Here is a 12,725-nt window from a genome sequence, read left to right as displayed (position 1 = left end):
CATGTGCAACCTCTACAGCCACACCAGCAACCGCTCCGCCATTGCCGCGATGGTGCGGGACATCAAGCGCATTCAATCCGGCCTGGACAACCTTGAGCCACAGCCGGGCATCTTTCCAGATTACCCCGCACCTATCGTCAGGAACACGCCAGAGGGCCGGGAACTGGCAAAGGTCCGCTGGGGCCTGCCATCAAGTCAGAAGGCACTCTACGACGCTGCCAGCCGCCGCGCTGATAAGCTCCGGGCCAAGGGCAAGGACGTGGACTTTGACGAGCTTCTGAAAATGGAGCCTGACAGCGGCACGACCAATGTCCGCAACATCTTCAACGGTACCCGCTGGAATAGCCATTGGAATCGCTGGATGGGCGTTGAAAACCGATGCGTCGTGCCCTTCACCAGCTTTTCGGAGTTCGACAACACTTTCGAGGACGGCAAGAAGAAGGGTGACACTTGGTTTGCCTTTGATGAAAGCCGCCCGCTCGCATTCTTCGCCGGAGTTTGGGTCAAGGACTGGACCAGCGTGCGCAAGGTCAAAACCGGCCTCGAAACCACAGACCTGTTCGGCTTCCTGACATGCCAGCCCAATGATGTGGTGGGCTCAATCCATATGAAGGCGATGCCGGTTATTCTGACCGAGCCAGACGAAATCGAGACTTGGCTGACCGCACCGAAAGAGGAAGCCATCAAGCTACAGCGGCCATTGCCTGACGGTGTGCTGGAAATCGTGGCGGTAGGCAAGAAACAGGACCAGGCCGCCTAGCGACGCGAACAAAAAAAGGCCACCAATCTGGTGACCTTCTCATTCACGCAGAGGTGGGCGTTACTTCTGCAGCATCAGATTGATGGCGGACTCACGGCCATCACGACCAGTCTCGACCTCATAGGTGAGCTTGTCGTTCTCATAAAGGCCATCGACGCCCGAATTCTGGACAGCGGAGATGTGGACGAAATGGTCCTTGCCGCCGTTGTCAGGGGTGATGAAGCCAAACCCCTTGGTTGTGTTGAAGAATTTTACTGTACCGGTAACGGTTGCCATTTTCTATTTCCTTAAAGCTCGGAGCCGAAGCAAAGCGAGCGTTCCCCTCCGCAACATGCAAGAGGGCCTACAAACGTTCGCAAAGTGGATCAGTGAGCCAAGGACCAGTATCTACCGGCAAGAGGCAGCCGACTTGGGCTGAAAACGTATAGTGCCTTATCCCACCCAATAGTGTTCGTGGCAAGGCACACAATTCTACGACCGGGCGCTGGCAGCCATGAGCTGACGCAGTTGTTTGGAAAGTGCGCCTCCGGTTAGGGTCGCGGTATCATATCCTTCCGCCTTCAGCGCCGATTTGATTTCACTGAAAGACTGGCATTTGCCGCTGCGGGCCAGTTCGAATGCTCGTTCTATTGGAGTGGTGTCTGATTTCATGACCCGAGCCTACTCCAAGAGCGGCCCAAATGCACTAGGCGGCCTGTTGAGTTGGTCGGTACCAGGTCAGCTCGAAACTCCGGCTTCCGCAGCATGGCGCCGTCAGTTTCGCGTTGAGTTTCGCAATCTCGAAATCATAGCCCAGAGCGGCCACCAGCGTGGGCAAGTCAAGCTCTGCCTCCACTCCGCACGGCTTGGTCGCCTTCAGCCCTTGGTGGTGCCTCTCGCACCGGATGAAGCCCCGCCATCTTTCGTGCATGGCCTTTCCCACGGTTGGGGGCATAGACGGCGCGGGCGTGTCGCGCCGTATCTGGCATTTGTCCTGGTTGTAACTGGTGCTGTTGACCGAGGGCGGATTTAGCGCGCGTGGGCATTGCCCGAGCTTCGCCAGCACCACCATCGCTTCAGGCAACCCGACATCACCAACAAGCTCAGCGAGCCGATCAGCTCGGTATTGCCCATTTCGGCCGCACGGCTCACAGCGAAACCTGAGGGAAATTGAGCCCATCTGTTTGAGGGTGTCGGCGGGCATATTCACAAGCCAAAGGCAACATTGTTCTTTCTTTGTTCTCCCGCTTGCATAGCCGGTGAGTCAAGACCCGGGCGTTCAGCACACACACGCCCCCAGATTGGGAAAAATCCCAAGGCTTAACGAAAGATGAACAAAATCCTTGTCCGTCAGACCTTTGGGATGCTTATCTGCCCGCATAAATTTGGGGGACTTTCCATGTTGAAGAATTCTGTCATCGCGCTTGGCGCGGTCTCAATGCTGGCCGCGTGCGCTACGCCGCCCAAGGACATTGCACCCGCATACGTTTCCACGACCCTCTATGAAAACCTGTCTTGCCAGCAACTGCGCAACGAGGCCGAAGGCGTCTCGGCGCGCGCCGCCGCCGCCTATGGCAAGCAGGAATCGAATCGCGGCCAGGACGCGGCTATGACAACAGTAGGCGTTGTGCTGTTCTGGCCCGCGCTGTTCTTCATGAAGGGTGACGGAGCCGACGCGGCTGAAGTAGCTCGGTTGAAGGGTGAGATGCAGGCCATTGAACAGGTGAACCGCGTCAAGAATTGCGGCATTGTTTTCGCCGCGAGCTAATTGCACGACCAGATGGGGCGGCCGACTTCGGTCGCCTCACACAATTGGAGGAGGACCGCATATTGCGAACGAAATGCGTTGCCTTGGCAATCCTCGCTCTGGCTGCTGTCGCGGTTCCCGCTACGGGCCAGGACAGCCGCGCATGCAACATCAAAGGCAATGTCAGCACGCAGGGTGAGCGCATCTACCACGTGCCTGGGCAGAAGTATTACAACGACACCCGCATCAGCCCATCACATGGCGAACGGTGGTTTTGCTCTGAGGAAGAGGCTCGTGCGGCGGGTTGGAGAAAATCCAAGGTGTGACCACTGAAGCGTGAGATAGCCTAGAGCAAGACCATGGCGCACCTATTCCCGCGCAATTTGCTCTGAGGGCCGGACTGCGGCGCCACCTTCTGGTGTGCATCGAATACTAGTTGACTCTAGTCACTCTCCAAGTCAGCATCTCAGCACGGGGAGGATCTGCGGATGAAAGACTTTCTAGTCACCTCTAAATGCTTCGGCATAGTGGCGCTCTATGCTGCAGCGATTGTGCCAGTGATCGCGAACGACACGGTGAAGTTTGCGCAAGAGGCCCTATTGGAGCTTGGACAAGATCCGGGGCCAATAGATGGGGCCTGGGGTGGCAAGTCTCGCACCGCCTTAAACGCGGTTCGAGTAGACCAGGGCCTGCCCCCTACTGAAGATCTGAGCGGGTCTTCTATTCAGCTGTTGCACCAAATGTTGCCCGGTGCTCGCACGACTTCTCAGCCAGGCTTGGTGGTTACAGATCCAGTGGCAAGGCGAAGCTATCTGCAAGGTGAAGGGGAGCCGGTACGGCTGCGCCACTGTCGCAATCGTCTGAACCTGCCAACCCTAGATGGAAGCGAAACGCCCGTTACACAATTCACTGAAGAGGCTACCACTGGCGGTTACATCTCGGACGGTGAGGATTGGATGTCACCGATGGCCGAAAAATTGGTGATGTCGGGTATGGAGTGCCTCGCTAGCTCGGATCGCGCCTGCGAACAAATCGTAGACACTGTGCTGAACTGGGCTCAGGCAGATGCGCTACAGACTCCCGTTCCGCGTCGTTCTGGAAGTGAGGATTTCGATGGCGTGGCATGGATGGCAAACGTCGTCCTCACACCAATGATCGTCAATTACGCCACAGCCCGACAACTGGTGGAGGTCGATCCAGCAGATGATGCTCAGATCATAGACTGGCTTTATGATCGCGCAAACCACTACAACTTCGTCGTGGAGCATGATGGCCCAGAGGTTGATCGCTTCAATAAGGAGGCGCGCAATCACGCTGTGGCCGCTACTATGCCTATTGTCGCCCTTGGTTCGCTAATCGGCGACCGCGTCATGCTCGAGAAGGGCATCGAGCGCTGGCAGGCGTCACTCTCGTCCATGCGCAATGATGGCAGCTTCCCCACCGAGACGCAGCGCGGCGCCCGATCCCTGCATTATACCGGCGCTCAGCTCAGCCATCTGCATGCCTTGGCCGAGGTGTCTAGAGCGCAGGGGGTCGACCTGTACGACGTGGCCGGGTCGAATGATCAAACTATTCACGACGCGGTGGCCTTTGCGGTCCAAGCCTGGGGCGACTATGACCTGGTCCGTAACTACGCAGAGGTCAACCATGCATCCCCTGGTAGCCCTGACTCACCCTATGCAACGTTCTTCGAAGGATATTTCAGCTGGCTGCCGGCCTACGCCGAACGGTTTCCTGATCACGAAAATATCGAGGCAATCAGGGGAACAGAACTGGACCCTGTAATCTGCAGTGAGGGGCACATCGCCGACGGTAAATCCGACGACTGGTGGTGTAGTGCGGCGGGCGAGCAGCCCCTGACCATTCCCTCCATGCTGCATGACCATTCGACCCGCTTCGCAGTGGGCTCTCACTGGATGGGCTATATGTCAGGTTGCTTCAGCTCAACGATGCCTACCCTTTTGCCGGTCTCCGCGCCTTAACAACCCCCAAACGGCCGAACCTGCCTCGACTTCGTGCCACGTGCCAAAAGTTTAGGTTTCAGGCCCCACCAGCGCCTGCCAAGTGGGGATACAAATGGGGAGGCTGTGGAACCGTGAAGGATATTCCAATCATTCCAGAGCTTTGATCGCTCTACTTGGTGGAGCGGTGGTCCACCTAATCACGCATGATGCCACTTAAGTGTTTCCCAACCGACAAGCTAAGCTCAGCCGAAGCCGCCAGCAGGCCGAACAAGAACGGGTCGTGAACGGCCTGTTTTGCCGTGAACATGAATCAGGTTATCCTAACGCCAGCCTATCTGATTCCCAGAAAGGCCAAACCGGCCTCGCGGTACGAACGCGAAGCCGGTTTGTTGGATACCTAAGCCGGTGAGGGCTCGATTTTGTGCACAGCGTCATTCTACAGATTCCGTGCTGGCGTTCAAGGCCTCATCGGTTCCATATAAGGAACCGTTTATATGTCCACTATCAACTGGTACGGCCAATCCGGCCGTCACTTTCTCTGCGAACTGTACGAATTGGCTTGGACCGAGTTTAATCCGGTATCAGCCGTCTACATCCTTAGTCGAGTGAGCACGCTTCTTCCCAACGGAGGTAGTCAACACACCGCTTTGTATGTTGGCGAGACGGAGTCCCTCGTAGATCGCCTCAACTCCGGTACCGTCAACCATGACGGGCTGAAACGTGCTTTGAAGGCCGGTGCTACGCACGTTGGTATCTACAGGATTGACGATCCCGTTCAGCGGGTGGCCATTGAAACCGATCTTCGTCATAGCCTCGATCCTATCTGCAATCGACAGTCGGTACCGACATTGCTGGGCGACCTACTCACAAAAGCCTAACAGGCTTGGAGCTGGCGGAGTTCCTGCCAGCTCCACTTATCTCTGACTAGACCCCACCAGCGTGCGGCCTGTCCTCTCGTTGGTAAAGCTGCCGTTGGCGTTGGCCACGTACACGTCACCACCCATCGAATACCGTTGCCCTGGATTGTAGTTCCGGCCCGTATGTGTGCCGGCGAAACTGATCGGTGCACCTGACGAACCGCCCGACGAACCGCCGCCATAGCTTCCCGCTCCGTTGACTTGGACCCGGAGAGCATTGGGGTTTGGACGCTGCGAAACCGGCGTGGGCATTGCGAAGATGGCCCCTAGTCCGCCGCTTCGTGGCATGGGCAGTGTCGGGCGCTGACCCATTGGGGTAGGCATCTGGACATTGACGCCGGATCGCAGGGGGCGAGGGCGGGGCATGGGCGGGAAGCCTGGAACCACTGACATTGCCGAGGCCACACCAACGTCAGGCACGGCAGGCGGGACAACTCCCGTTGCCGCCAACGTCTTTTGTGGGACTTCCCATGTGCCGGCGGGCAGCCGATCGGCAACCTGGGGGACGCGGGCCGGACCGGGAATGGCATTGGGGATCGCGGGCAACTTAGGCATCGGCAACGATGGCTTGGCGAATGCGGTAGGGCCGAGACGTTGCACCGTCTCATTGCCCAATCGAGACTGCGCGACACTATCTCGGGAGAGTGCCGGACCGGTTGGGCGTGGCATGGATGCGGGCATAGGGACGGACGCGACTGACCGAGTGCTAGGAGGCAACCCGACACCGGGCGCGCTGCGGGCCTCAAGCGCTCGCTGCAGTGCAGGATCTGCTGCACTCGCCACGCGCTGCATAGAGGAATCGACCGTGGACGCCTGCTGAGCGCTCTGCTCCAAGGCCTGTTGCAAGCGAGGGTCCACAGCATTTGCCGCCCGCTGCATCGAGGTCGAGACCATTCGCGGTGAGGCAACCTGAGACGGTGGTAACTCGGGAAGTCGTTGAGGTTGAGCCGTCGCCCCCACTCTTGGGGCGGTTGCTGAACCGCGCTCCTGCCCCGCGTATGAGATTGCCGCCGTGGACATGGGGGCCTTTTGCCCAGCCTCGGCAATTCGACGCTCAAGGATGGTGGCGAGGTTCTGGTCTTGCCCGGCCAAGGAGCGCTCAATCGTATCGGCAATGCCACGGTCAAAAATCAGGTCTTTGTCTGTGACCGGGGCTTTTGGAGGTGCTGGAGGATAGATCCCGGCATAGAGAGAGGCCGTGTTCTGCGTGACGGGCTGCAGATTGCGCTGCGCTGCCAACATGGGCGGCAAGGGCGTAGGGGTGACAGGGGCGACGCGACGGGGCGGAACAACATCAAGTGCAGTTGCTACCGTGTTCGGGATTTGGCCAGGCGGGAGCGGGATTCCAATAGCATTCTCGGGCACCTGACCCGAAGCATAGAACCTATGCCCGTTGATCGTCGCTACATGGTCCATCTGTTTTGCCCAGGAGGGCATGACATCACCGGAGAGGAAATGATCAGCACGTGGTACTGGGTTTGGGATCGTTCCGCCTTGCACACCCTGAATGATGCTCTCAACCTTTCGGCGCAATGCCGGGTCTTGCTGTGACTTCACCGCCCCAGAACCGGGATTGGTGTAGCCGTCAAATCCGGATCGAATGACTTGGTCCATGGTCTGACCGCGCGCTGCTGCTCGCTGCGCAATCGCCCAAGTCGCTGCGATAATGCCCTCGTCGCCTTCGCCACCCGCTTCGGCAATGATGGTATTGATGAGGTCTCGGGAGATTTCCGCCATCTAACTCGCCTCTTCTGCCTGGTCGCAATATGAGCGCGCCCACTCGTCACCCGACATTTCCGGACCAATTGCGTACGACCCCACTGCTGGTGCCTCGCCTTCGGGTTCGTCGCTGATGAAATAGTCCGTGTCCGGATCATCGTGGGCCTCAAGGCGGGCAAGACGCTGCCGGAGACTAGTCATCGCTTGGTTGCCTCCAACGCCTCTATGCGGGTCAGCAGGTCACCGGTCTCAATAGCCTTGCGCCGCGTTTCGACGGCCGTGATGAAGCCCTGACCCTCTTGCGGTGAGAGTTCGCCCTTGCCCATGGCGGCAATGATTGCATCGAGGGCCTTGTCGATCCCTTCGACCGTGGACGTATCGGGCAGATCAAGTGAGACAGTGCGCTCCATGGGCGCCGGGCGGGGGTGCATGAATGGCGCTGCCTTTTCTGCCGCCCATGCCCTGTCCTTGTGGTCGAGCTCTTCGTCCCGCATGGTTTCGAGCAGGAATTCGAGCGGCGTCTTGCCTGCTCCCATGGCCTCGGCAATGACTTCGGCGGTGCGTCGGTTTACGCTTCCGACCGGACGGCCTGCACCTGGCCTTGCCCCACCACGGCTCATTGGTCGTCCTCATAAAGCGGCATGATGGATCTGGCGTACTTGAAGGCGTAGTCGAGCATCACACCCTCTTCGCTACAGTGCGCCAGGGTCAGCTTGCCGACATGCTCAGCGCCAGCGGATAGGGTGTGGTGGATTACCTTGTCCTTGTCGGTCAATGTCACTCCAAAGGTTAGGGCGAAGGCTTCCAGGTCAGCGTCAGGGGCGCCCCCGGAGAAGGTGAATTGCCGTCCTTCAGCGTTCGGCTTGATTTCAGCTTCAAGCTTGGCGAGACGAGTGGCGATGTTGGTCATCGTGCCCCCGCTTTCGGCCATGTCGGATCAATGCTCTGGGCAAGCGCAACCAACTGGTTGTTGTCCAACCCGGTGCAATCGTGCCCGTTGGCCTCAAGCTCGCCCCGGAGACGCGCGGACAGTTCCTCGCACCGGGCCTCAAGCTCTTCCTCTGACAGCGAAGCAATATACCGCTGCATGGCGTCGCCGCCGAGCTTCTCTATTCGGTCCAGGCGGGTACGGAGCGCGCTCGTCATGCCGCCTCCAATCGCCATGCAGGGTTCTTGGGTTCCTGGGTGAACCGAATGCGGCTCAACTCTGGGACGCTGCATGGTTTGGCCCCGAGCAACACCCCGTCCCGATAATCCGGTTCCATTGGCACATGGTGGATAATCATGTCGGTGTCAGGGTCGAACGCCCATCCTTCTGACCGGATGAAATCGGCCAGTTCTGCCTCGTCTCCTTCACCCACCAGGCCGTAAACCCGCATCGGCATGGTGGAGGGAGCAACACGATTTTCCAGCGAGCGGAGGCGGTTACGCAGCGCGGTCATGTTGATTTCCTTTGATTGAATTCATTGCCGCCTCATCGGACAGAAGCTCCACCCAGCATTCGGGGGACATAGTGGCTTCGACCATATCCACCTCAGGCGGCATCGCGCCGGGCTCATTAGAGACGATATCGTAGCGTCCGACGACGATCCCGCGGTTGCGCAGCACCGACATGGCATCGGCATAACTATCTACGCCCCTGACCGCGATGAAGCGGCCAATAGGACCGCTGCTGGTCTGCTCAAGCCAGAAAAGACGACTGCGAAGGTGGGTTGCCATCTCGACCCCTCAGTGAACCGTGATGGCAGCGCCACCGGCTGCGGCTTGGAAATCGGGATTGTCGAGCAGCCAGGCCGCGATGGATTTCACCTGGGCGATGGCCGAAAGCGGATCAACCGAAGGGTTCACCCACTCAATGACTGGCTTCCAAAGCCCATGCCATCGGCAATGACCAATGCGCTGAGCAAAGCCCGCTGCATTGTGAAAATGTCGCGGAGCGGGTCTTGCGGGGTGAAAGTCCGCATTTCGGCCGCGCCCTGCGCCCATTCTTCAACGAAGGCGAGGCGCTGCCCGAGCGGCATGGTGTTGATTGCTAGGACAATCTCAGTCTCGGTCATTCGAGCCCCCAATTGTCGGAAATGTGGTTTGCGGGTATCGTGCTCGGCATGGATGAACCCAAAAGCATTGAGCTTTCGAACGGTGAATTTCGCCGTGTTCCCGACAGGCCGCTGACTTCACCGGCACTGCTTTGGCGCATTGTGGCCATTGCAGCCGTGGCAACCATTGCGGCCTCGTTTGCCGCTTGGCAGCTCGGCGGTTTTTGGGCTGCGCTTTTGCCGGTGCCCTGTGCCTTGTGGCTGGGTGTTGGGCTTGCGGGGCTATTTCCTGGCTGGTTCTTCGGCAATTCAGATTAACCCCTGTATGAACCGGCGCCGTTGACCACGATGCGGAGCGGTTCGCCTGCCAGCACATTCGCACCGACACTGGCCGGGGCACCAACCCGAGGCATGGGGGTAGGTGCGGGTAGCTGACGCATGGGAGGAAGGCCGCCAGGGGTCGCCACCTGGGCGCGCAAGAGGTCTGCGCCACGCTGGGCACCACGGCGGGAAATAGCCCTCGCCCCCATCCCGATTGCCGGGACTGCCATGGCGCCCGCCCAACCGCCCGTGAGCCCACCCAGCAAGCCTCCAGGAATGCCGGAGCCCGAACCGAGGCGCTGCAATAGCTCCTCGATCGGCCCGCCCTGCACAAAGCGTTCGATTGCCTGTAGCTCGGCAGCAGTGAAACCCCGGCGCTTTTTGGCGGCATTGGATTTCAGGATTGCGCCAAAGCCGTTGCGAAGGTTCTGGGCATAGTCCCCGCGCTTTAGCCGGGCGTCGGCAATGATGTTTTCGACCGTCGAAACTTTCTTGGACCGCGCCCATTCCGAGCGGCCCTTTGCCCATTGCTGGATTGCCTGCCCCGACTTCTGGCCGTTTGCTGAGAAAGCGTTGGGCGGCAGGTTGTCGAGAAAAGTTTCGAACTGGTCGACAAGCATGGACCCAAGCCGGGCCTCGTCTGGGTCAATCGACTTCTGAGCCGTGCGGAGCGAGCGCAATAGGGTCTGCGCCTGCTCGATGGAAACCGGCCCCTGTGCATATTCCCGGATTGACCGGATCGCATGGGCAACCTTCGGATAAGCCGTGGAGAGCTTGCCGCTCGGCATGACCAAACCCTGAAGCCGTGCCAACTGGTCAATGTCATGGGCCAGGATTTGCATTGCGGGCTGGCCAATGGTCGCCCCGGTCTGTTCAGCGGCCTTATATGCGGCCTTTGATCCAGCCTTAATGGACGCAGCCGATGGGGCATTGGTGACTGCCTGGGACAGCGCGGCCTTGTTCGCCTGGTTAATCGGAATTTGGGCAATCTTGCGGGCGGTGCCTTGAATGAGCTTGCCAGCAATTGGCACTGCCATAGCGCCGGCCGCACCAATTCCAGCACCCACGCCAGCGCCGATTGCGCGTTGTCCGATGTCGCCGTCCGTTGATCCGAACCCATAGACACCCCCAGCCGACATGGCAGACGGAGCGGCCTGAGCGATCTGACGCAAAGGTCCGCCGGTCGTGGCCGCTGGCGCCAGTAACGCGCCTGCGGCGCTCCGGGCAGGCCCCATGGTTGCAAGGCCCCCTGCAACCTCCAGCGCCGTCCCTGCTGCGCCATTGTTCTGCCGGGCAAGCTCTAGCCGGGCCTGTTCAAGCTCGTAGAGGTCGCCATAGGCTTCACCAAAGCCGCCCCCGCCGCCTCCGGTCCACTGGCGCGCCTGGGCACCGAGCCCGCCCATAGCCGCGCTGATTTCATCGCCAAAGCCGAGAGTGGTGGACTGCTGACCCTGAGCCTGCATGTCTGGGGCAAAGAACTTGCCGCTATAGTCCTGCCACTGCTCATCCGACATGTCGGGGAATTGCGACTGGCGCACCTTCCCCAAGGCCGTGTCATAGCGGGCCTGTGGAGATGGCTGGAATTGCACCATGGCGTCGAAGTCGGCCCGGTCCATCTTGTCGGCGTAGAACTTGCGGTAAAGCCCATCCGCCAACTGGTCGTCGGGGGTCTGGGCATATGCCGGATTCTGGCGCTTGAAGTCCTCAAGGGTCATTGCCATTGGCTTAGCCCCCAAAGAGCCCGAGCGGATCGGCGGCATTTCCCCCGGCCTGCTGGAATAGCGGGTTCGCCTCTGCCCACTGCGCGAGGTAGGTGGCGAAGCCATTCATGTTTCCATTGGCCGCTCGGTAGCGGTCGGCAATCTCGGCAATCTGGATTTGGCGTTCCTTGAGGGCGCGCTGAATGCTGATGATTTGCGCGTTGCCTGCCGGGGTGTTTCCTAACTGGGCAACCTGGGCCTCGACAAACGAACGGTCGGCATTGGAAACGCCGGTTCCGAGCGAACCGCCCATGGCATCAAGCACCGCCTTGTTGCTCAATGCCCTGAAAGACTCCATCGAGGTCACGCCCTCGGGGTCAATCCCGATAGCGGCGGCGGCTTGCTTCAAGCCCATGAGCTGCTCAGCCCCAAAGCCCGAATAGAAGCTGGGGTCTGACATTGCCTGTTCCATGGCGTCGAGGGTTTGCAGGCCGGTAACTGCCGACAATGCGTCCTGCTGAATTTTGACGAACTCGTCACCCATCCCGCCATCTACGGTCTGGTTAAATTTTCCGCCCATGCCCTGAGTGACCGAGAAGCCGCCCCGACCATCAGAGGTGATGGAGAGGCCTCCGCCCCCACTGCCCCCGCTGAGAATGAAGCTCTGATATTCTGGCGTACCGGGAACCAGACCGGCCTCTTGAGCGCGCCAACTTAGGTTGGTCTGGGTGTCGGTCATTTCAGGCTCACCGCCGCCCTGTGACCACTTGTGCGCATCCATGAAGTCGATAGCGCCGCCCATGTAGGCGTCACGCCATGGCCCCTCCGGCAAGAACTGCGCATTTCCGGCAAGCTGCTGCTGCTGAGCAGCCTGCGTTTTCAAATCCTGCTGGTATTCGAGCGCAGAGAGGTAGCCTTGCCCCGGCTCAAAAGCCCCGGTTTCAATGCCCGATGCAAATTGCTCGTATTCTGGACCCCAACCGCGAAGTAGCTCAGCGTAGCGTGTCGCCATTTCACCCTGACGTTTGCGCTCTGCCTCCTGGTTGTCGAGCATCGAGCCTTGCGCATACGCCCGGTAGGCGTCGGTCATGTCGCCATCGAGCATGGCCATGCCTGACATAATCAGGGCGTTTCGATTGCTATCGAACGCTTGGTAGAGCGGGTTGTCGCCCCAACCGAGCATCTGCCCGATGCGCTGGGGTCGCTGTGTGGTTGGCATCTGACCCATGCCGCCCTGCTGGCGAGGCATCGGCACAGAAGGACCGGAAACCTGAGGGGCAAACGGGTTTCCGAAAAAGCCGTTATCGCCAAAGAGGGGACGGGTTGCCATGACTACCCCCTACGCTGCGTGTTCAGTCGTGTAGTGATGGATCGCTTCGCGAACCACATGCGAGGCCGGAAGGCGTTTGCGGGATGCAATCTCAAAAAGCCGAGCCTTCAGATCTAGGGGCAGCACAAGACTGATGCGCTCATCGAGGGCGGGGGCGGTGTCGAGCTTCGATTTCATTTGGCGAACCTCAATTCTGGTGTTCGCTCATTCTAGGGCAAATCTGCCGATAAAGCAACTTTAGCCTTATATTAC

At 59.4% G+C, this 12,725-nt stretch carries 18 protein-coding genes; 5 read left to right on the top strand and 13 right to left on the bottom strand.

Annotation, left to right across the window (positions count from 1 at the left end):
- Position 1 precedes the first annotated feature (1 nt).
- Positions 2–760 (top strand): SOS response-associated peptidase, encoded by a 759-nt coding sequence (locus GO014_RS09570; RefSeq protein ID WP_157290136.1) that lies wholly within the window; start codon positions 2–4, stop codon positions 758–760.
- Between the two features lie 60 nt (positions 761–820).
- Here GO014_RS09570 and GO014_RS09565 read toward each other — a convergent pair whose 3' ends face one another.
- The 3 genes from GO014_RS09565 to GO014_RS09555 form a co-directional block, all read right to left on the bottom strand.
- On the bottom strand, positions 821–1,036 hold the full coding sequence (locus GO014_RS09565; protein ID WP_157290135.1) for a cold-shock protein: 216 nt from the start codon (positions 1,034–1,036) through the stop codon (positions 821–823).
- Between the two features lie 195 nt (positions 1,037–1,231).
- Positions 1,232–1,411 carry a hypothetical protein gene (locus tag GO014_RS09560; protein WP_157290134.1) on the bottom strand — a complete coding sequence of 60 codons (180 nt, stop codon included), beginning with the start codon at positions 1,409–1,411 and terminating at the stop codon, positions 1,232–1,234.
- 34 nt (positions 1,412–1,445) lie between these two features.
- Positions 1,446–1,943 carry a hypothetical protein gene (locus tag GO014_RS09555; RefSeq protein WP_157290133.1) on the bottom strand — a complete coding sequence of 166 codons (498 nt, stop codon included), beginning with the start codon at positions 1,941–1,943 and terminating at the stop codon, positions 1,446–1,448.
- Positions 1,944–2,069: 126 nt separating this feature from the next.
- Here GO014_RS09555 and GO014_RS09550 point away from each other — a divergent pair, with 126 nt between their 5' ends.
- The 4 genes from GO014_RS09550 to GO014_RS09540 all read left to right on the top strand — a co-directional run bounded on the left by GO014_RS09550 (position 2,070) and on the right by GO014_RS09540 (position 5,328).
- The gene (locus GO014_RS09550) at positions 2,070–2,507 is read left to right on the top strand and encodes a hypothetical protein (protein ID WP_246204530.1); all 438 of its coding nucleotides are present in this window, start codon (positions 2,070–2,072) and stop codon (positions 2,505–2,507) included.
- Positions 2,480–2,812 (top strand): sunset domain-containing protein, encoded by a 333-nt coding sequence (locus tag GO014_RS19745; RefSeq protein ID WP_484482002.1) that lies wholly within the window; start codon positions 2,480–2,482, stop codon positions 2,810–2,812. The genes GO014_RS09550 and GO014_RS19745 overlap by 28 nt, the downstream gene beginning before the upstream one ends.
- A 162-nt stretch (positions 2,813–2,974) precedes the next feature.
- A complete protein-coding gene (locus tag GO014_RS09545; RefSeq protein WP_157290131.1) occupies positions 2,975–4,468 on the top strand; it encodes an alginate lyase family protein in 1,494 nt (497 codons plus the stop codon).
- A 476-nt stretch (positions 4,469–4,944) separates the two neighbouring features.
- Positions 4,945–5,328: a hypothetical protein gene (locus GO014_RS09540; protein ID WP_157290130.1), complete on the top strand. Its 384-nt coding sequence runs from the start codon at positions 4,945–4,947 to the stop codon at positions 5,326–5,328.
- A 1,776-nt stretch (positions 5,329–7,104) separates the two neighbouring features.
- Here GO014_RS09540 and GO014_RS09530 read toward each other — a convergent pair.
- From GO014_RS09530 to GO014_RS09480, 10 genes are all read right to left on the bottom strand, one after another.
- Positions 7,105–7,287, bottom strand: a complete 183-nt coding sequence (locus tag GO014_RS09530) for a hypothetical protein (RefSeq protein WP_157290128.1) — start codon at positions 7,285–7,287, stop codon at positions 7,105–7,107.
- Complete coding sequence (locus tag GO014_RS09525) at positions 7,284–7,706, bottom strand: hypothetical protein (RefSeq protein ID WP_157290127.1); 423 nt, start codon at positions 7,704–7,706, stop codon at positions 7,284–7,286. The genes GO014_RS09530 and GO014_RS09525 overlap by 4 nt, the downstream gene beginning before the upstream one ends.
- Positions 7,703–7,996 (bottom strand): hypothetical protein, encoded by a 294-nt coding sequence (locus tag GO014_RS09520; protein WP_157290126.1) that lies wholly within the window; start codon positions 7,994–7,996, stop codon positions 7,703–7,705. Before GO014_RS09520 ends, GO014_RS09525 begins: the two co-directional genes overlap by 4 nt.
- The gene (locus GO014_RS09515) at positions 7,993–8,232 is read right to left on the bottom strand and encodes a hypothetical protein (protein WP_157290125.1); all 240 of its coding nucleotides are present in this window, start codon (positions 8,230–8,232) and stop codon (positions 7,993–7,995) included. The genes GO014_RS09520 and GO014_RS09515 overlap by 4 nt, the downstream gene beginning before the upstream one ends.
- Entirely contained in the window at positions 8,229–8,528 is a 300-nt protein-coding gene (locus GO014_RS09510) for a hypothetical protein (protein ID WP_157290124.1), read from the bottom strand. The genes GO014_RS09515 and GO014_RS09510 overlap by 4 nt, the downstream gene beginning before the upstream one ends.
- Positions 8,512–8,805, bottom strand: a complete 294-nt coding sequence (locus tag GO014_RS09505; RefSeq protein ID WP_157290123.1) for a hypothetical protein — start codon at positions 8,803–8,805, stop codon at positions 8,512–8,514. The genes GO014_RS09510 and GO014_RS09505 overlap by 17 nt, the downstream gene beginning before the upstream one ends.
- Positions 8,806–8,930: 125 nt before the next feature.
- Complete coding sequence (locus tag GO014_RS09500; RefSeq protein WP_157290122.1) at positions 8,931–9,143, bottom strand: hypothetical protein; 213 nt, start codon at positions 9,141–9,143, stop codon at positions 8,931–8,933.
- Between the two features lie 293 nt (positions 9,144–9,436).
- Entirely contained in the window at positions 9,437–11,164 is a 1,728-nt protein-coding gene (locus GO014_RS09490) for a hypothetical protein (protein ID WP_157290120.1), read from the bottom strand.
- Positions 11,165–11,168: 4 nt separating this feature from the next.
- Positions 11,169–12,473 carry a hypothetical protein gene (locus tag GO014_RS09485; RefSeq protein WP_157290119.1) on the bottom strand — a complete coding sequence of 435 codons (1,305 nt, stop codon included), beginning with the start codon at positions 12,471–12,473 and terminating at the stop codon, positions 11,169–11,171.
- Between the two features lie 9 nt (positions 12,474–12,482).
- Positions 12,483–12,650, bottom strand: coding sequence for a hypothetical protein (locus GO014_RS09480; protein ID WP_157290118.1), 168 nt, complete (start codon positions 12,648–12,650; stop codon positions 12,483–12,485).
- Between the last annotated feature and the right edge of the window lie 75 nt (positions 12,651–12,725).

The organism is Devosia marina (genome assembly GCF_009758415.1).
Taxonomy (GTDB): Bacteria; Pseudomonadota; Alphaproteobacteria; order Rhizobiales; family Devosiaceae; genus Devosia; species Devosia marina.
Note: the sequence above shows the minus strand (reverse complement) of the source record. Positions and strands in the feature narration are given on the sequence as shown.